This is a genomic window from Halosimplex yunnanense, from assembly GCF_054504345.1.
This window is the reverse complement of the sequence record NZ_JBTJEL010000034.1, coordinates 308747-326139: the sequence shown is the minus strand read 5'-3', so window position 1 is coordinate 326139 and position 17393 is coordinate 308747. Positions and strand designations below refer to the sequence as shown.

Below are 17393 nucleotides of genomic sequence, written 5' to 3'. Positions count from 1 at the left end.
CTCAGACGACCACGACGACGCCTTTCATGCCCTTGTCCTCGTGTTCACTGCAATTGTACAGGAACTCCCCGGTCGCGTCGAACGTCCGCGAGTAGGTCTTCTCCGAGCTCTCGACGAGTTCGCTCTCGAAGGAGCCGTCGACCGCGACCACGTCGTGTTCGCCGCCGCGACCCGTCCACTCCCACACCACCGCCGTCCCGGCGTCGACGGCGATGGCAGCGGGATCGAACGCCATGCCTCGCATGCCCGCACCGTTCTCGACCGTAACTTCCGACTGGCCAGTGTAGTCGGCCAGTCCCTCCCCGTCGTACTGCTGTGCGTCGCTCAGGTACTCCGTCGCCTCGTCCGACAGCGCGGGGATCGCTGTCTCATCCGTGTCAGTGCCGGCCGCGGTCGATGGGGACTGTTCGGGGGACTCGCTCGTCCTCGACGATCCAGCCGACGACGACCCGTCTGCGCCCAGTGTCGACTCACCGGAAGTCGAGCCCCCATCGCCGCTCTGGTTCGTACAGCCCGCCAGCAGTCCGCCGGCTACCACGGACAGCGATAGTTCGAGACAGGCCCGTCGGGTCTGCGTGTGACTTGCGTCGGTCATCGTCTCGTCGTACCGAGGGCCCCGGAAAGAGCGTTCGCCGAACTGCGACACAATTCACACACAACTGCCACACGAAGCCCGCAGACCCGTCTCACCGGCAGAATGTGAATGATCGGGGAGACGCTCGGCACAGCCGGTGGCAAAAAGCCGGTCGCGACGACCAGCGACGCCGAACGCCGCACGCGGGGAACGAGGGAAGACCCCCGCGTGCTCGACGGCATGCCCGTCCGGGGCCCGAAACGGCCGCACCCGGACGGGACGGCGCGAGTGCAACGGTGCAGGAACGAACAGCGCGATTGTTGCGAGTGCTATCGCCGGGGGACGGACGCGCCGGGCTGGGCCGGGAAGTGGCGCGCCCGCGTTTGACCAGCAGGAGGTGCCGCGAACCCGGTCGAACGGGTCGGCTGGACCGGGCGGAGAGCGCCATCAGGCGACGGGTCGATGAGCGTCACGGACTCTCTTCGGCACCTCCGTTCGGACAGTCCGCACGCCGATGTATAGCCCTGTGCGCGATTCCCGCCCGAGTCGGGGCCGAGAGCGTTCGGGTTCGACCCAATTTCGGCCACAGTTGCCCCGCCGACGATCACGTAGCTTCTCGCTCGCCTTCGAGGCCGGGCCGTAGTGGCGTGAAAGTCGCGCTCCCGAGGACCGAGGAAACGAAAAGAGTGAACCGGGTTCCGTCCCGGAATCACCCGATTCAGCCGCGGAGGGCTTCGACTGGCGGGTCGTTGGCCGCCTTCCACGCGGGGTAGAGCCCGCTCAGCACGCTCGCGAGTACCGCGAACCCGAAGCCGTACACGAGGTACTGCGAGCTGTCCCAGCTGAGCGCGGCCGCCGGGGCGCCGGTCAGGACCTGAAACACCGCTGCGCCGACCGCCAGGGAGGCAATGGCGCCGACGAGACCGCCGACGACGCCGAGCAGTGCCGCCTCGGCGAGGATCGTCCGGAGGACTTCGCCGCGGCGGATCCCGACGGCGCGGAGGACGCCGATCTCGCCGCGGCGCTCGATCGTGCTCATCAGCATGACGTTGAGGATGGCGACGCTGGCGACGATCAGCGAGATCGACCCGATCCCGAGCAGCGCGACGTTGAGCGTCTCCAGGAACGAGCCGATGTTCTCCTGTGCACCCCCGAAACTGGTGATGCTCAGAATCTCGTCGTCGCCCTCGTTGAACCGCGATTCGAGCGCGTCGGCGATCTCGGTGGCCGTCTCACCGTCCTCGGCGACGATCGTCACCGAGTCGTAGTACTCCCGGTCCGCGATCGCGGACAGCGGGACGACGAGTTCGTTGCCCCCACCGGGACCGAACCCGCCCTCGGATTCGACGAGTCCCTGGATCCGGTAGAGGTGGCCGTCGTACTCGACCGGGTCGCCGATCCCCAGTCCGAGTGCGACCGCGGTGCTGTTGCTGATGAGCGCGCCCGACTCGAGCCGGTCGGGGGCCTCGCCGGTCGTCACGTTGTACAGTTCGCTCGCTTGCGTCACCGCGGTCACGCTGACGCGTGTCTCGCCGCCGTTGCGCGAGGAGACGGTCGTCTGGTCGGACCGCTGGGGGACGACGACGGCGTCGTCGGCCATTCCACGGATCGTCGACACCTGGTCGGCAGTCACGCCCTCGGTCGTGCTGTCCTGGCCCGAGGAGACCGTCACCTCGTTCGTGAGATCACCGAGGTTCGACGTCGCTTGCTGCTGGAGCGCCGCACCGGCCATCCCGAGCGAGGCGATCGCGATCACGCCGATGACGATCCCGAGCGCCGCGAGCCCGGTTCGCATCTGGTTCCGACCGAGGTTGCGCCAGGCCATCTGTACGCTCGGGAACCGCCACAGCAGGTCGGCGATAGCCGTCACTGGATCACCCCGTCGACGAGCTCGACCACCCGGTCGGTGTAGTCGAGCATCTGTTCGTCGTGGGTCACCGCGACGATCGCGACGTTCTCGTCCTCTTTGAGCCGCGTCAGTTCGTCGAGGATCGTCCGGCCGGTGTCCTGATCGAGGTTCCCCGTCGGTTCGTCCGCCAGGAGGAGATCCGGCTCGTTGACCAGCGCCCGGGCGAGCGCGACGCGCTGGCGCTGCCCGCCCGAGAGCTGGTCGGGCGTGTGGTCGATTCGGTCGCCAAGCCCGACCCGCTCGAGCAGGTCAACCGACCGGGCCGACCGGTCGGCGGACGTGTCCCACATCGACGGAAGCTCCACGTTCTCGGCCGCCGTGAGCATCGGGAGCAGGTGGAAGTCCTGGAACACGAACCCGATCTCCGACCGGCGCTCCTCGGTGAGTTCGTCGACGCCGAAGTCGGTCACCTCCCGACCGTCGAGCCGTACCGTGCCAGCGGTCGGCGTATCGAGCAGTCCGATCACGTTGAGCATCGTGCTCTTGCCAGAACCGGAGGGGCCGATCACGGTGACCATCTCGCCGCGCTCGGCGCGGAAATCGACGCCTTTCAGCGCCTCGACCGTCTGCTCGCCGCTCTCGTAGCGCTTCACGACGCCGTCGAGTTCGACGACGCTCATGGGTTTCGCCAGCGACGGATCGCGACGGCGACGCCGACGACGATCAGCACGCCGATCGCGATCGCTATCTCCGTGGTCGGGAGCCCGGCGAGCAGGCCGCCCAAACTGCCCGTTCCGGCCATTCCCGGCGGACCACCGGCGGGGGCCTGCCCTGCGCCACCCGCGACTTCGCCGTCGCCAGCGGCTGGCCCGTCATCGCCCGCCGCAGCTGCCTGACCGTCCCCGGAAACGGACGCGTTTCCGCCCACGCTCCCGATATCTATCCGCTGGGTCTCCGTCACTCGTTGTCCGTCGACCAGATACGAGATTTCGACGGGCACCGCGGACGCGTCCGGGCTGACCTGTCCGGTCAGGTCGAACGTGGCGAACTCGCTGGCCTCGACGGTCCCGACGAAGTACTCGTTCGACGCGGACGTCGATCCCTCGCCGTCCGTTCTCCCGACCCCGAGCAGGACGGACTCGGCGTCGGTGCTCCCGACGTTCGCGGCATCGCCCTGAAGCGTCACGGAGGTACCCGCACGGGATATCTCGACGCCCGTGAGGTGGATGTCCCCCGCCACCGTCTGGTCGAGCGTTGCCGGCGTCGAGGTGGTGTGGTTGGTGCCCGCCGCCGTATAGGACGCCGAAAACGTCACTGATTCGCGGTCGTCGACGTCGAAGACGGCCGTCCCGGTCGAATCCGGGGTTACGTCGGCCAGGTTCTGTCGGGCGATCGTCGTCCCGTCCGCGGTCGCCGTGATCTCGACCTCGGAGAGGTCGACGTTCCCGAAGTTCGCCAGCGACACCTCGACGGAATCCGACTGGTTTTCGAGTTGCTCGGCCGAGAGGTCGGCGTCGACGAGCGATTCGTCGACCGAAACCGACACCGACCGCTCGACGGTGTTTCGATCCCCGTCCGCGTCGACGTATGTCACGGTCGCACCGATGGTCGCCGCGCCGGACTGCTCGAAGGTAGCGTCGTACCCGAACGACTGCTCGGTCCCGGCGGGGATCGACGCCGTGGCTCGATCGCGCGCGCCGTCTACCTCGACTCCGGTCAACTCGACCTGCACTGCCGAGATATGGGCGGAGCCACCGTTGGCGACGGTTATGTTCACCGGCGTCGTGCCCGCTGCGACGGCTTCGCCGGTCTCGATCGAGACGAGTTCGCGGGCGGAGTGGTTCGCGGACTCGACGGCGATCCGAACCGACCGGTTGACCGTCCGCGTCACGCCGTCGGCGGTCCGGTAGGTCACCGTCGCGTCCAGAGTTTTCGTCCCCGCCTCGTCGAACTCGACGCCGTAGCGGAACACGTGGTCGGCGCCCGACTGGACGGACCCTTTCACCTGCGTCCGTGCGTCGTCGATCCCCTCGCCGTCGAGCGTCGCCTGGACGGCGGAGATAGCGCCGTCGTACCCGTTCGCTACGGAGACGTTGATCAGGGCTGTCTCCCCTGCGGTGGCCTCCGGCGACGAAAGCGAGACGGTCGCCCCGTCCGACTCGGCGACGGTCACGTACATCGGGTACTCGTACTGGTGGTACTCACCTGCGTCGTCACGGACGACGACCCGAGCCGTCAGCCGCTTCTCGCCCGCGCTGTCGAAGGTGAGCGACATCGGGACGGTCAGCGACTGTCCGGGATTGATCGTCCCCATGTTCTCGACGCGACCGTACTCCTCGCCGTCCCCGGTCGTCCGCACGTAGATGTCGGTTATTTCGACGCTCTGTGAGCTGCTCTGTAGGTTTTCGATCGTCGTCTCGACGGTCGTGCTTTCACCTGGTTCAGGATCGCTCGGCGTCAGCGACACCGACGAGATCTGGACGTCGGGCGGGTTCTCCTCGACCGTCACGGTCGTCTGGTACTCGTAGGTCCGGGTGTCACCGTCCCCGCCCTGCACCGTCGCTTCCACCGTCAATTCCTTCGATCCCGCCGAGTCGAACGTCACCGAGACGGGAACCGACAGCGACCCTCCCGGACTGATAGCACCCGCGTCCTGCGTCCGTCCGAGGTCGCCGTTCGCCCCCGAAACCGTGACTTCCGTGACCTGCGCGCTCGAGTCACTGCTCTGCAGGTTCTGGATCGTCGCCTCGACCGTCGTGCTCTCGCCCGGCACGGGGTCAGACGGCGTCACCGATACCGACGAGATCTGTACTGAGGACGCCACGGCCGCCGTAGCCGTCGTGCTCGCGACCGCACTGACTGCGAGCGCCGCGACGAGGACGACCGCGATCCGACGCGACCGCGTCACGTCGCGCTCCCTCCCCGTCCGACTGCGAGGGTGCTCGGTTCCCGCACCGGCGTTCGATCCGACTGACTGTGGTCACGCGAGGTCGCCGCGTGCAACTCGAGACTGGAACTCACAGGTCATCGCTGGGGAGAGTCCGACATATTCTATTCCCGAGATTACACACGTTTCGGGGACGAGAGAGGCACAATTTACCCAGTCGTCGGGCAGCCAACCGCGACAATCACGACCGGAGGATCAGGTCTGGCTCTGGTAGAACAGCACGACGATCGCCACCCCGACGAACACGTCCGGGATGAAGACGAACGGACCGAGGTCGGGCCGCGGCGGGAAGCCGAACAGCATCGGGGTGACCGGGTTCGACGTCACCGCGTAGAGCACGAGCGAGAAGCTGAGGACCACGAGACTCTGGGTGTACTTGTTCGGCAGCTCCCGGTAGACCGAGACGTACGACCCCGTCAGCGCGACCAGCAATACCAGATTGAACGTGGTAACGAACAGCTGCACGCGGACCAGCACCTGCAGAAACTCGGGCGGCGGGCCGTGTGGCGACCGCAGCACTGTCGGGAACAGGGCCGTCGCAACGAGTCCGACGACGATCGCGATGCCGGTTACCGCTGCCGTTCGAAGTAGGGGAGTGCGTTTACTGGTCATTGGTATCGAGATCCGCTTGCTCGGCCACCTCTTGCAGGATGTCAAGATTCTGCTCCATCCGGTCGGTCAGGAAGTACATCGTTCCGTAGTCCTCGCCCTCGGTGGTGACGACGCCGTTCTCCTCGAGCACCTCGAGGTGATGCTGGACGGTCTTGTAGTTCAGGTCGAGTTCCTCGGACAGCTGGTTGGTGTTCATCGGCCGCTCGTCGAGCGTGCGGACGATCCGAAGGCGGTTCTCGCCGCCCCGCGAACCGCCGATGAGCCACCACAGCAACTGCCGCATCGAGTGTATGCCCGGTGAATGTACGGAAATAAGTTCTGATGAGTAACCGATCAAAACCGGGACCAGATCGCGGGTATCCAGCACGCTCGCATCACTCTCGCTGGACTCGACAGCCGTCGAGCCGGCGATCAGCCGCGGATGTCCCGGTCGGTTACGCGCTACTGCCGCAAAAATCGGGTTGCGCGCCGCTCAGGCGTCGCCGGCCTCGGCCGCGACCGCTTCCTCGTCTTCGAGACTCTCCAGCGCCTCGACGACCTGTCGGCGGTAGTTCTCGATCGGGAGCTCGTACTCTTCCTGAGCCATCGCGACGTACTCGTCGACGGCCGCGCCGTCGGCGTCGTCGCCGGTCTGGTCCTTGTAGTGGCGGATCCGTTCGAGCGTCCGCTCGGCCGTCTCGACGACCCAGCGGTCCCGGGTGTCCGCGTCGACCTCGGTGATCGACTCCGGTCGGATGGAGACGTTCACGTCGCCGTCGTCGGTCTCGTAGGTGCGGGGCTTGCCGACGACCGAGATGTAGGCCGGCGGCTCCAGTTCGCGCAGCATCGAGGCCGCGTCGGGCTGGTACTGGCCGGCGTACATGAAGTAGCGGTCGCCGTTGGGGTCGATGACCTGCCCCTGCCAGTACTCGCTGTCGTCGCCGACGTCCTCGGTCTCCATGAGCGTTCCCACGATGAACACGCGGTTGGCCCGCTGGCCCGTCGGCAGCAGCAGGTAGACCGGGGCTCGCTCGTCGTCGCTCTCCTTGAACGTGTAGCTCGCGTCGTTGAACTCGCCCGCGAACACGCGGCGGGCGACCTCGCGAGTCGGTGTCGTCGCCATTATATCGACCTCGCTTTGATCAGCACGGCCTCTGCATCCGTCGGTCCGGAGAGTCGCTCCACCTCGTCGACCAGGACGTAGCGGCGGAACGTCGGCCCGGTGACGCGGTAGTACTTCCCGAGCAGGTCCGCGCGCATCTCGTCGGCGACGACGGACGTGTCCAGCGCGTCCATCGCCATCTCCTGGGCTTCCTCCAGGGTGATGCCCGTGAGTTCCTCGGTCGACTCCTGGTTGAACAGGACCTCGTGGACCTCGTCGCCGTCGTCGAGCACGCCCTTGATCCGCAGGTCGAACTCGCCCTCGACCTCGCCGTGCTCGTTGCAGCGACCGTTCTGGAGGACGCGCGTGCAGTCCTCCTCGGGGCAGCGCTTGATCAGCCCGGACCCGGACTGGATGTCGACTAAGGCGCCCTCGACGGTGACGTCGTCGGTGCCGACCTCAATCTCCTCGTCGAGTTCCTCGATGACCGTCGTCCGATTGAGCTTCACCGAGAAGCGGCCCTGGTACTCGTCGGTCACGACGTTCCGCAGGTCGTAGACCTTCCCCTCTTCGAGGTCGGGCAGGTCGGATTTCGACCACTTGGTGAACTTGATCGTGCCCGTCTCGTCGCCGAACAGGCCGACCTGCGCGACCGCGTCGGAGTTGGCTTCCCAGAGTTCGGTGACCTTCCCCTTCAGGTCGACCCACTCTTCGGGCGAGTCGACATCGGCAACCTGAACGCGTTCGTTGCCGCTGCCGCCTCCGCCGCCGAGTTCGTCGCGCTCCATCCCGGCCTCGTCGAGGTAGGTGTTGGTGACGCTCCGGCGGGCCTCCGAGAGGGGGACCTTGTACTCGTTGACCAGCGTGTCGAGACGTTCCTCTACGTCGTCGACCGAAATGTCGAGCTGGTCCGAGAACTGTTCGTGTATCTCCGTCGCCTGTGTACGCAAATCCGTCATCTGTTTCGTTCCTGTCTCCGCGTTGTTTCGGTGGGAGACATTCGTCTCTTGGTCGCCCCCGTATTTAAACTCTCGTACGGCACGGTGAAAGTGAAGAGCACCGTATAGACCGGTAAACAGCCGGATGCTATTGGCGCGCGCTGTCGCGAGTTTTATCTCGCGACGACACCGTGCGAGGGATGAGTCGCGCAGGAGCGCAGCGACGAGCAACGCAATCGGCTGGGGAGGCGTGTGGCCGACTGCGGTGCAGTGCTGCGCGGTTGCTGCTGCGGTCGCGGTGCGGTTCCCTGGCGGACTGAAAGGGCGAGGCGGGCTCGCGTTCACTTCAGTCGCCTGAGCGGGCGACTATCCGCGCGGGCTGTGCGGAGAGCGCGGATATCCCGCTCAGCGACCGCGAGCGCGTCGAGGGCTTTCAACTCCCACTGTATCTTGCGGTCACAATCACTCCTAGCGAGCGCGTCGAGGGCTTTCAACTCCCAGTGGTCCCGTGGTGACGAGTACTCCTAGCGAGCCCACCGAGGATATTCAACTGTTCCGTGTAGTCTCCAAAACAACCCACACTGGAATCCGACTCGAACACCATCCGGGACTCGAACACGCCGAACGGCGACGGTGCTAAGGAGGGCCCACACGAACACGGCACACAGATGGCAGACGACCGCATCGAGCGGATCCTCAGGTCGAAGCTCCGGTCGGCGGGCAAGCAGGTCGGCGAGGCCAAGCGGGCGTACAGACACGCCAAGCGGGCCACGCAGGCGGACCTGCCGTTCAACGACGACGGCCGGGCCAGAATCGTCTGTCGCCGCTATGCAGAGCGCCGCGCGGTGGAACTCGACGCCGAGTACAGGCCGGACTGTTTCGACCCGCAGTCCCAGGACTGTCAGGGCTGCGTCGAGGACATCCGCGAGCGCGAAATCGAGACGTGGTAGCTCCGACAGAGATTTGACAGTCGCAGCGAACTCGCGAGTATGGCCCTCCGCGCCGAATACGAACTCGGCTGCGACGCCCTCCCACTGGTCGACGTGGCCGCGGCCGTCCCCGCGGCCGACATCGAAGTCGCGATCAGCCCCGGCGAGGGCGAGCGCCCGCGATTCAGCGCAACCGTCACCGGTTCCGATTCGACCGTCGCCGCCGTCGAAGACGCCTTCGAGTCGACCCCCTTCGTCGGTGACGTCACGCTCGTCGTCCGCGAGGGCGACACGCGCCGGTACACGATCCGGCCGGGCACGAGCATGGAAGAGCAACTGGGCGACCACCTCGACGATCTGGACGACCTGCGCGCCCTCTACGAGACGCCCACTCACATCGATCGCATCCGCGTGACCCCGACGGGGTGGGTCCAGCGCGGGCGCTTCGCCGACCGTGCCGCCTTCGACGAACTCCGGACGTTCTGGCAGCGAAACGCTCCCTTTCGCCTCCGCGAACTCATCCACGTCGGCGGCGACGCGAGCGATCGCTTCGGCGACGATGACGGTCTCACCGACGCCCAGCGGACGGCGATCCGGACCGCGCACGAGATGGGCTACTTCGAGATCCCGCGGACGGCGTCGCTCGAAGACGTAGCCGCCGAACTCGGCATCGCCGCGTCGTCGTGTTCCGAGCGGCTCCGCCGCGCACAGGCTCACCTCGTCGAGGCCCACGTCGGCGAGGCCGACCGGCCGCGGCGGACCGCCAGACCGCCGGGCAAATAGCTCCACGACGGAAAAAGGACCGCACGACTGAGAGAAGGACGTAGCCCGGGGACCGTCCAACGGAACGACCCATGCAGACGAGAGAGACCGTGACGACCGACGACACCGCGATCGAGTACGAACGCCACGGCGACGGCCGGCCGCTGATACTGCTTCACGGCGGCATGGCCCCGCCGGGGTACTGGCGGCCCGTACTTCCACACTTCGAGGAGTACGCCGCCGTGGTTCCGCAGCGCCCCGGATTCGGGACCTGTCTCGACGACCACGACGAGACGGGACCCGAGGACGTGCTGGAGCGGGAAGTCGAGTACGTCCGGGCGCTCGTCGACGACGTCGCCAGTCGCGACGGCCCCGACGGCACCGACGACGAACCCCCGCTCTTGCTCGGACACTCCTTCGGCGCGCTCACTGCCATCGAGACCGCGCGGGCGCTCACGGCCGACGACGAATCGGATACTATCGAGTCCGTCGTCGCCTACGAGCCCGCGATCCTCCCCGAAGCGTTCGCAGAACACGCCGACTTAGCCGACCGGATGCAGGCTCGTCTCGACGACGGCGACCGCGAGGGGTCGATGAAGCGCTACGTCGAGCAGGTGATCCACGCCGGCGAGGTCGACGACCTGGACGCCTGGCTCGACTCGTGGCCGGTCTGGCCCGACTGCGTGGATCTCCTCGAAGAGGTGATCCGGATGAACCGCGCCGTCGAGCGCTACGAACTCCCCGACCGCCTCGGCGTCGATGTCCCCGTGCTCGTCCTGACGGGGACCGAGGGGCCGGACTTCCTCCGGGAGAGCGCCCGCGACGTCCACGACGCGCTCCCCCGCAGCAGGCTGGTGGCGTTCGACGGCGTCAGCCACAGCGGACCGGGCGAAGCCCCCGAGCGGACGGCCGCCGAGGTGCGCGCGTTCCGCGACGCCATCTGAGGGACGGAGCGGCAGGGGCCTCGACCGGCGTGGCGGCAAATCCCTCGACCGACCCACGGCTATTTTTCCGCCCCGGCCGACCACCCGCACATGACCGAGCCGATCGTCGCCGTCGTCCTCGCCGGCGGCACCGGAACGCGACTGTACCCCGCGAGCCGCAGCGACCGCCCGAAGCAGTTCCTCTCGTTCGGCGGCGACGAGTCGCTGCTCGCCGAGACGGTCGACCGCGCCGGCTTCGCCGACGAGGTGTACGTCCTCACCCGGCCCGACCTCGCAGATCAGGTCCGCGAGCACGCCCCGAGCGCCGCCGTCCTCACCGAACCCCAGCCGAAGGATACGGGTCCGGCGCTGGCCTACGCGGCCCACCGCGTCCGCGAACAGGTCGGCGACTGCACGCTCGTCTGCCTCCCCAGCGACCACCACGTCGAGGGGGACTTCGCCGAAACCATGACCGACGCCGCCGCGGTCGCCGCCGAGACCGACTCGCTGGTGACTATCGGCGTCGAGCCGACCCGTCCCGAGACGGGCTACGGCTACGTCAAGCCCGGGGACGAGGCGACGACCGACAGCGGGCGCACGTACTACCCCGTCGAGACGTTCACCGAGAAGCCCGACCAGGGCGCGGCGATGCGCTACCGCCACCACGGCTACTACTGGAACGCCGGGATGTTCGCCTGGACGCCCGACGCCTTCCTCCGCGAGGCCGCCGACACGGAACTCGCGCCGCTCGTCGAGGCGATGGACGATGGCGCCCCGGAACGCGGCTTCGACGCCGTCGACCCAGTCAGCGTCGACTACGCGGTCATGGAGGCGACCGAGAACGCCGCGCTGGTCCCCGCGACCTTCGAGTGGGACGACCTGGGCGCGTGGGACGCCATCCAGCGCGTCCTCGACGCCGACGAGGACGGCAACGTCGTCCTGGGGGACGCACTGACCATCGACGCCGAGAACACCGTCGTCGCCACCGACGGCCACGCCAGCGTCGTCGGCGTCGACGACCTCGTGGTGGCCTCCTACGGCGACCGCACGCTCGTCGTCCCGAAGCGCCAGGCCCAGCGCGTCCGGGAAGTCGTCTCCGAACTGGAATCCGACGGCCTGTTCTAACTCACGCGGGTTCCAGTCCGTCGACCAGCTCGCGGAAGCTCTCGCCGTCCAGCGCCTGTGACGCGCCGGCGACCGCGGCGTACGTGACGCCGTTTTCCTCCCAGACCGCTTCCCACGCGCCGTGGGCCTCGGTCAGCGCCGCGTAGTGGACGGTCGTCCCACGTAACTCGACGGGCTCGCGCGTCGTCGCGGGCTGGTCGGCCGGTTCGGGCGGCAGGTCGGGCCCGAGCGCGCTGTCTTCGGTCGCCGCGGTGATCCAGAGGTGGTCGCTCCCGTTTGACTCGTGCCGGTAAACCGCCTCGACTGCACCGGCCCCGGGGAACGTCGCAGCGGAATCGAGGGCGAACTGTGTACCAGCCTCGTCGTCGCCGGGCCCGAGTACCTGCGGTTCCGCCTCGCCCAGCGCGACCTCCGAACACGGAACGCTCTCGTGGTACGGCCGCGCGATCCCGTGATCCCACAGCCCGTGGGGTACGCCGACCGACTCCTGTCGGTAGCGCGCCCAGTAACTGAGTCGGTGGAACGGGACCTGCCGGACGGCCGTCTCGTCCGGGTCCGTCGCCGGTTCGAGGCCGGCCAGCAGCGATTCCAGTTCCTCGTCGGTGAACTCGCCGTCGAGGACCGACACCTCGACCTGCGTCCGCGCCCGCTGGACGCAGGCGCCGCGGTTGTCCTTGTAGTCGGTGCCGAGGAATCCCACCGCCTCGCCCGCGTCGACCGGCGTCGGGTCCTCGGTCCCCCACAGCGGTGCGACGCTCGCCGCCGGCGGTGCCCAGTCGTACAGGAACTCCTTGAGCCGTAGCCGGCGCCCCTCGCCCTCGACGACGGCGCGGAGCGCGCACGGATTCCCGTCGCTCCACGGCGTCTGCCCCATCTCCTCGGCGTCGACGCCCTCGGGGCGACCGGGTGGCTGCTCGGGCCGGAGCGTCGGCTCACCGACCTCGCAGTCGTCGGGGAGCCACCCCGGTTCGAAGACGACGAAGTTCGCCCCCGCCTGGGCATCCGCGAACGTCGTCGTCCGCGGCTCCAGCGCCGCGCCAGCGTCGGTCAGCCGTATCCACTCCCCCGCGGTACGCCAGTCCGTCCCGCCGCTCGGCCGCTCGTTCGACATGGCCGATCACCGGAGTGCCACCGTCAAAACGGTTCGCTGAACCGCGTTTTTGTAAGCGATCTGAACGACATACTCCGACTCGAACGCGCCCAGTACAGATCAGATAGATATCGCCCGCTTACCGGCTACGCTGCCAGCAGAGGGGATCTGACGGAACCCTTATTTCTGGCCGTATCCTGCGGTTACAGGATGGAACGTCCAAACATCTTTGGCGATATTCTTATGGTCGAAGACAATCCGGGAGACGTTCGGTTGACCAAGGAGATGCTGAAGGAGACCGAACTCGATCCCGCTATCCACGTCGTCTCTGATGGGGAAGAAGCGCTCGAATTTCTCGAACGGGAAGGCGAGTACGCCGACGTACCTCGGCCGGACGTTATCTTTCTCGATCTGCATCTCTCGCGAATGGACGGAGAAGAGGTGTTAGCGGAGATGGGGGCGGAGATGAGAGAAATACCGATAATCGCAGTCTCGGGGTCTCAACAGGGCGCCGCCCTCAAATTAGACGACCTCGAAAACGAAGTCGACGCGTGTCTCGAAAAGCCGCTCCAGCCCGACGAGATCGAAGAATTGGCGCGCTCGCTGTAGGTTCGTCACCAGTCTCCAACGGAGCGTCGGATCTGTTCGGTACTCTATCGGCCCGTCTCAGTTCGAACCCTCCTCCCGAGAGCCGGGCGAGGGAACGACAGCCACGTTCATCCTTCCAGCGTCGGACGGCCACGGCGAGTGAACGGTGACGTGGCGAGGCGGTCGGTGTTCTCTGCCGTGAGCAACTGCCTCCTCGAATCGGTACCGAACACGATTCGTCGCGACCGCCGGAACGCTCATACGCCACGGGGATCAAACGACGGCCACGATGGGCCCCGTCGTCCGATTCTGGCTGCTGATCCTCGCCGCCGCGGGGACGCTCTCGGGAGTGGCCCTGCTCGTCGTCTCCGCGTTCCTCCCCGGGGCGATCCTCGGCGAGGCGGGGACGATCGGCTACGTCGTCTCCATCTTCGTCGCGCTCGCCTCGCTCGGCCTGCTCGTCTGGTCGCTGAGCGCCGACGGCGACGGGACGACCGGCGGATCGACGGGCGCACGGTGAAAAAAGCTCGCGCCGCGTTCGCCCGGCTTAGCTCCGCATCGAGCCGCCGTCGATGGGCAGCGACGTTCCCGTGACGAAACTCGCCCGCGGACTGGCGAGGAACGCCACCACGTCGCCGAGTTCCTGCGGGTCGCCGATCCGGCCCAGCGGGACGGACGAGCCCTTGTCGGCCAGCCCCTCCTCGTAGCTGTCGTAGACGCCGCGCTCGACGTCGTCCTCGATGAGTTCCTCGATACGAGCGGTCTCGTGAGCGCCCGGCAGGACCGCGTTGACCCGTACCTCGGGCGCGAACTCGCGGGCCTGCGTCTTGACCATCCCGATGACCGCCCGGCGGACCGCGTTCGAGAGGACGAGGTCGTCGATGACCTCCTTGACCGAGCGGGAGGTGATCGCCGTGATCGAGCCCTGATCGGACTCCTTCAGGTAGGGGTAGGCGAACCGCGTCGTCCACACCGCGGACATGACGAGCGTGTCGTAGGCGCCGTACCAGTCCTCGTCGTCCATCTCCAGAAACGCGCCGCTGGGCGGCCCGCCGGCGCTCATGACGACCTGGTCGATGCCGCCGAGCGCGTCGGCGACCTCCTCGACGTAGGCCTCGACTTCCGCCCGGTCCGTCAGGTCGACCTGCACGGAGAGCACGTCGCCGTCGCCGAGATCTTCGAGCTCCGCGGCGGCGGATTCGAGATGTGATTCGGTGCGTCCGCAGATAGCCACGTCCGCGCCCTCGCGGGCGAGCGCCTTCGCGCTCGCGAGACCGAGCCCGCTCGAACTGGCCGTCGTCAGTGCCACGCTGTCGTCGAGTTGCAGGTCCATACCGGCGCCGACGAACCGGACGACAATATGCGTCGTGGAAGCGGCAGCGACGCGACCGGTCGCACGCAACGATAGCCTTTTGTGTCAGACAGGTACAGCGACGGTCATGGTGGGGCTCGGGGAGTTCGTCTTGCCGGCGCTGGTCGTCGCGGTCTTCGGAGCGCCCGCGCTGGTACTGGTCTGGAGCGGCGTCTGGAAGTACCGGATCTACCGCCGATTACAGCGACTCGAACCCACGGAGCCGGGCGTGCTCTCGGCGGGCACCAGGCTGACGAAGGGCACCGCGAGGGCGCTCCCCGGCGAGGGAACGGTCGCGGCGCCCGTGACGGGCACCGAGTGCGTCGCCTACGAGTTCGAGATCGAAGTGTTCGGGGGAGACGCCGACGGGCACGACCACTGGTCGAACTTCGACCGGACGGTCGTCCGACCGCGGTTCCTCCTCGACGGGTGGACCGGTGACGCGGTAGTCGACGCCGAGGGGTTCGAGATGGAACTCTCGGAGGACTACAGGACCGAGGTGGAAGGCCGCGACGAGGCGCCCCCCGAAATGCTGTCGTACGTCGACGACAGGGAGGACATCCGACTGGAGGCGTCGGCGGCTGTCGGGCCCGTGGAGGGGACGAACGAGACGAAGATGCGATTCGTCGAGCGGCGGCTCGAACCCGGGCAGGACGTCCGCGTCGTCGGGTACGCGAGGCCGGACGCGGCGGCGCTCCCGGACGCGGTCGACGCGGACGTACTCGTCTCGAAGCGCGACCTCGACGGGTTGCGACGCTGGCTGGGGCAGCCGCTCGTCGTCACGGACCGCGACGAGGCCGCGGCGTCGACGCGCCAGCTGCGCCACGCGAAACGGCTCATCGGCATCGCCGCGGCCTGGATCGGCCTCCTGTCGCTGTTCCTCCTGATCCCGGTTCTGAACGGCCTCACCGGGTGAGCGCTCGGCCACTGGCGGTCAGCGCGCGAGAACCGTCCGATACCGCTCGGCCAGGGTCGCGGCGAGGCGGTGCTCGGCCGGGGTGAACCCGAGGGACCACAGCGTCGCCGCGTAGGCGACGAGTCCGAGCGCCACGCCGACGACCGGCGCTGCCGGCCCCGAAAGCGTGGCCTTCGCGCTCCAGGCGATCACTCCGAGCGGCACGGCGGCCACGAGCGGCTTCCCGTGGAGCCACGTGAACGGCTGGAGGCGCTCGAAGTGGTACAGCACGGCGACCTCCAGCCCGTTGTTGAGCGTCAGCATGAGCACGTAGCTGGCGACGAGGCCGGGCAGGTCGAACCGGATCGTCAGCGGCACGGCGATCGCGGCCAGCAGCAGCGTGATGCAGACGTTGACGAGGAGGTACGGCCGCTGGTTGTCGGTCATCATCAGGAGGATGCCGACGCTCCCGACCGCGCAGGCGCCGAACTGCGCGAGGACGAACCCGACGAGCAGCGGCGCGTAGGGCATGAAGGCGGGGCCGAACAGCGACATGACCGTCTCGCGGTAGACGATCACCGGGATGGCGAGGCCGACCACGCCGACGAGGACGAGTCGGCTGGTGACGTGGTAAAAGCGCGCCAGCGCCGCCCGGTGGTCGTCCTCGTGGAGCGCGGCGGCCACCGGCGGGACGAACTGGTTGAGGCCGATGAGCGGCAGGCGCACGAGCGTCCCGACGACCATCCCGACCGCGAACACGCCGCCGGCCACGTCCGTCAGGTAGACGGCGATGAGCGGGTAGAACCCGAGACGCTGGATCGTCGTCGCGATGCCCCCGACGAACAGCGGGATCGTGTAGCCCACGTAGCGCCGCCAGACCTTCCGCGGATCGAAGTTCTCGGCGGTCTCGGTTACACCGCCGAACACACCCCGGACGCGCAGGCCGAGGCCGCGCTCGCGGACCAGCCACGCGGTCGCGCCCAGCCCGACGAGGCCGGAGACGGCGACGACGCCGACCGCCACGGCCACGAGGTCGCCGTAGACGACGGTCCCGACGACGCCGACGGCCAGTTGCGCCGCCGGGAACCCGACTCTGAGGGCGAGGTTCAGCGGCACGACTTCCTCCAGCCCGCGCAGGATCTCGGTCGTCGTGAACAGCCACACCGTCGCCGGTAGGCCGAGCGCGAATACGCGCAGGATCGCCGTGAACAGCGGTCGCTGATCCGCAACTGTCGTTACCGCGGGCGCACCGAGGAAGAGCGCGATCCCGAACACGGTCGCGACGGTCCCCAGCAGTAGTCCGGCGACGGTGACGAGCGCGTCCCGCTCGGCCGCCGACTCGGCGTTGGGGAGAAAGCGGCTGAGCCCGCTCCGGAACCCCAGTGCGACGTGCAGGAGGAACTGCTGGAGGCGGCGCGCGACGGCGAAGACGCCGTAGGAGCCAGCGGCGAAGCCGTTCGTCAGCACCGCGGTGAACGCGACGGTCAGCCCGCGCTGGACGAGGATGCTCGGGACCGACACCGTCGCGCCGTGGGCGACCCGTTCCAGCGCGTCGTCGAGCCGCGCTTCGACCGGGTCGGCGGGCGAATCACCGGTCGCCTCAGACGGCTCGTGGGCCGACTCCGAGGGATCCCGGTCCGGCCGGTCGACTGACGAACGGGCGCCGTCGGAACCGGCGTCTGCCGAGCCGGCGTCGTCGGGGGCTGCGGAGTCGGAGACCACGGAGCTA

Annotated in this window: 18 protein-coding genes; 7 read left to right on the top strand and 11 right to left on the bottom strand. The window is 67.9% G+C overall.

Translation table 11 applies throughout. From position 1 onward, the window contains the following. Position 1: 1 nt before the first annotated feature. From AB2U09_RS12985 to AB2U09_RS12950, 8 genes are all read right to left on the bottom strand, one after another. Positions 2-595 (bottom strand): halocyanin domain-containing protein, encoded by a 594-nt coding sequence (locus AB2U09_RS12985; protein ID WP_459193148.1) that lies wholly within the window; start codon positions 593-595, stop codon positions 2-4. A gap of 697 nt (positions 596-1292) precedes the next feature. Continuing rightward, positions 1293-2399, bottom strand: coding sequence for an ABC transporter permease (locus AB2U09_RS12980; protein WP_459193278.1), 1107 nt, complete (start codon positions 2397-2399; stop codon positions 1293-1295). A 41-nt stretch (positions 2400-2440) separates the two neighbouring features. Continuing rightward, complete coding sequence (locus AB2U09_RS12975; protein ID WP_459193147.1) at positions 2441-3103, bottom strand: ABC transporter ATP-binding protein; 663 nt, start codon at positions 3101-3103, stop codon at positions 2441-2443. Further along, entirely contained in the window at positions 3100-5331 is a 2232-nt protein-coding gene (locus AB2U09_RS12970) for a CARDB domain-containing protein (protein WP_459193146.1), read from the bottom strand. Before AB2U09_RS12970 ends, AB2U09_RS12975 begins: the two co-directional genes overlap by 4 nt. Before the next feature lie 234 nt (positions 5332-5565). Continuing rightward, positions 5566-5982 (bottom strand): DUF8036 family membrane protein, encoded by a 417-nt coding sequence (locus tag AB2U09_RS12965; protein ID WP_459193145.1) that lies wholly within the window; start codon positions 5980-5982, stop codon positions 5566-5568. Then, positions 5972-6265 (bottom strand): ArsR/SmtB family transcription factor, encoded by a 294-nt coding sequence (locus AB2U09_RS12960; protein ID WP_459193144.1) that lies wholly within the window; start codon positions 6263-6265, stop codon positions 5972-5974. The genes AB2U09_RS12965 and AB2U09_RS12960 overlap by 11 nt, the downstream gene beginning before the upstream one ends. A gap of 189 nt (positions 6266-6454) precedes the next feature. After that, positions 6455-7084, bottom strand: a complete 630-nt coding sequence (locus AB2U09_RS12955) for an RPA family protein (protein ID WP_459193143.1) — start codon at positions 7082-7084, stop codon at positions 6455-6457. After that, a complete protein-coding gene (locus AB2U09_RS12950) occupies positions 7084-8022 on the bottom strand; it encodes a replication factor A (protein WP_459193142.1) in 939 nt (312 codons plus the stop codon). Before AB2U09_RS12950 ends, AB2U09_RS12955 begins: the two co-directional genes overlap by 1 nt. Before the next feature lie 647 nt (positions 8023-8669). On the opposite strand from AB2U09_RS12950, the gene AB2U09_RS12945 reads away from it, so the two are divergent. The 4 genes from AB2U09_RS12945 (at position 8670) to AB2U09_RS12930 (ending at position 11740) form a co-directional block, all read left to right on the top strand. Continuing rightward, positions 8670-8951, top strand: coding sequence for a DUF7091 family protein (locus tag AB2U09_RS12945; RefSeq protein ID WP_459193141.1), 282 nt, complete (start codon positions 8670-8672; stop codon positions 8949-8951). A gap of 39 nt (positions 8952-8990) precedes the next feature. Then, a complete protein-coding gene (locus AB2U09_RS12940) occupies positions 8991-9713 on the top strand; it encodes a helix-turn-helix domain-containing protein (RefSeq protein ID WP_459193140.1) in 723 nt (240 codons plus the stop codon). Between the two features lie 71 nt (positions 9714-9784). After that, a complete protein-coding gene (locus AB2U09_RS12935) occupies positions 9785-10636 on the top strand; it encodes an alpha/beta fold hydrolase (protein ID WP_459193139.1) in 852 nt (283 codons plus the stop codon). A 90-nt stretch (positions 10637-10726) separates the two neighbouring features. Beyond that, on the top strand, positions 10727-11740 hold the full coding sequence (locus tag AB2U09_RS12930; RefSeq protein WP_459193138.1) for a mannose-1-phosphate guanylyltransferase: 1014 nt from the start codon (positions 10727-10729) through the stop codon (positions 11738-11740). 1 nt (position 11741) lies between these two features. On the opposite strand, the gene AB2U09_RS12925 is transcribed toward AB2U09_RS12930, so the two are convergent. Next, on the bottom strand, positions 11742-12851 hold the full coding sequence (locus tag AB2U09_RS12925) for a hypothetical protein (protein ID WP_459193137.1): 1110 nt from the start codon (positions 12849-12851) through the stop codon (positions 11742-11744). A 189-nt stretch (positions 12852-13040) separates the two neighbouring features. On the opposite strand from AB2U09_RS12925, the gene AB2U09_RS12920 reads away from it, so the two are divergent. Together AB2U09_RS12920 and AB2U09_RS12915 are read left to right on the top strand one after the other, a co-directional pair. After that, positions 13041-13439: a response regulator gene (locus AB2U09_RS12920; protein ID WP_459193136.1), complete on the top strand. Its 399-nt coding sequence runs from the start codon at positions 13041-13043 to the stop codon at positions 13437-13439. Between the two features lie 268 nt (positions 13440-13707). Beyond that, complete coding sequence (locus AB2U09_RS12915) at positions 13708-13938, top strand: hypothetical protein (RefSeq protein ID WP_459193135.1); 231 nt, start codon at positions 13708-13710, stop codon at positions 13936-13938. Between the two features lie 27 nt (positions 13939-13965). Here the strand turns inward: AB2U09_RS12915 and AB2U09_RS12910 are convergent, their stop codons facing one another. Further along, a complete protein-coding gene (locus AB2U09_RS12910; RefSeq protein WP_459193134.1) occupies positions 13966-14751 on the bottom strand; it encodes an SDR family oxidoreductase in 786 nt (261 codons plus the stop codon). A gap of 106 nt (positions 14752-14857) precedes the next feature. Between AB2U09_RS12910 and AB2U09_RS12905 the strand changes: the two genes are divergently transcribed. Beyond that, positions 14858-15685: a hypothetical protein gene (locus tag AB2U09_RS12905; protein ID WP_459193133.1), complete on the top strand. Its 828-nt coding sequence runs from the start codon at positions 14858-14860 to the stop codon at positions 15683-15685. Positions 15686-15703: 18 nt separating this feature from the next. Here the strand turns inward: AB2U09_RS12905 and AB2U09_RS12900 are convergent, their stop codons facing one another. Further along, positions 15704-17386 (bottom strand): lipopolysaccharide biosynthesis protein, encoded by a 1683-nt coding sequence (locus AB2U09_RS12900; RefSeq protein ID WP_459193132.1) that lies wholly within the window; start codon positions 17384-17386, stop codon positions 15704-15706. Between the last annotated feature and the right edge of the window lie 7 nt (positions 17387-17393).

What these genes read in the sequence shown, in the direction of transcription:
- AB2U09_RS12935 (WP_459193139.1), top strand. Translation starts at nt 9,785, where the DNA reads ATGCAGACGAGAGAGACCGTGACGACCGACGACACCGCGATCGAGTAC.
- AB2U09_RS12975 (WP_459193147.1), bottom strand. Translation starts at nt 3,103, where the DNA reads ATGAGCGTCGTCGAACTCGACGGCGTCGTGAAGCGCTACGAGAGCGGC.
- AB2U09_RS12950 (WP_459193142.1), bottom strand. Translation starts at nt 8,022, where the DNA reads ATGACGGATTTGCGTACACAGGCGACGGAGATACACGAACAGTTCTCG.
- AB2U09_RS12915 (WP_459193135.1), top strand. Translation starts at nt 13,708, where the DNA reads ATGGGCCCCGTCGTCCGATTCTGGCTGCTGATCCTCGCCGCCGCGGGG.
- AB2U09_RS12960 (WP_459193144.1), bottom strand. Translation starts at nt 6,265, where the DNA reads ATGCGGCAGTTGCTGTGGTGGCTCATCGGCGGTTCGCGGGGCGGCGAG.
- AB2U09_RS12940 (WP_459193140.1), top strand. Translation starts at nt 8,991, where the DNA reads ATGGCCCTCCGCGCCGAATACGAACTCGGCTGCGACGCCCTCCCACTG.
- AB2U09_RS12905 (WP_459193133.1), top strand. Translation starts at nt 14,858, where the DNA reads ATGGTGGGGCTCGGGGAGTTCGTCTTGCCGGCGCTGGTCGTCGCGGTC.
- AB2U09_RS12985 (WP_459193148.1), bottom strand. Translation starts at nt 595, where the DNA reads ATGACCGACGCAAGTCACACGCAGACCCGACGGGCCTGTCTCGAACTA.
- AB2U09_RS12910 (WP_459193134.1), bottom strand. Translation starts at nt 14,751, where the DNA reads ATGGACCTGCAACTCGACGACAGCGTGGCACTGACGACGGCCAGTTCG.
- AB2U09_RS12925 (WP_459193137.1), bottom strand. Translation starts at nt 12,851, where the DNA reads ATGTCGAACGAGCGGCCGAGCGGCGGGACGGACTGGCGTACCGCGGGG.
- AB2U09_RS12920 (WP_459193136.1), top strand. Translation starts at nt 13,041, where the DNA reads ATGGAACGTCCAAACATCTTTGGCGATATTCTTATGGTCGAAGACAAT.
- AB2U09_RS12945 (WP_459193141.1), top strand. Translation starts at nt 8,670, where the DNA reads ATGGCAGACGACCGCATCGAGCGGATCCTCAGGTCGAAGCTCCGGTCG.
- AB2U09_RS12930 (WP_459193138.1), top strand. Translation starts at nt 10,727, where the DNA reads ATGACCGAGCCGATCGTCGCCGTCGTCCTCGCCGGCGGCACCGGAACG.
- AB2U09_RS12955 (WP_459193143.1), bottom strand. Translation starts at nt 7,084, where the DNA reads ATGGCGACGACACCGACTCGCGAGGTCGCCCGCCGCGTGTTCGCGGGC.
- AB2U09_RS12965 (WP_459193145.1), bottom strand. Translation starts at nt 5,982, where the DNA reads ATGACCAGTAAACGCACTCCCCTACTTCGAACGGCAGCGGTAACCGGC.
- AB2U09_RS12980 (WP_459193278.1), bottom strand. Translation starts at nt 2,399, where the DNA reads ATGGCCTGGCGCAACCTCGGTCGGAACCAGATGCGAACCGGGCTCGCG.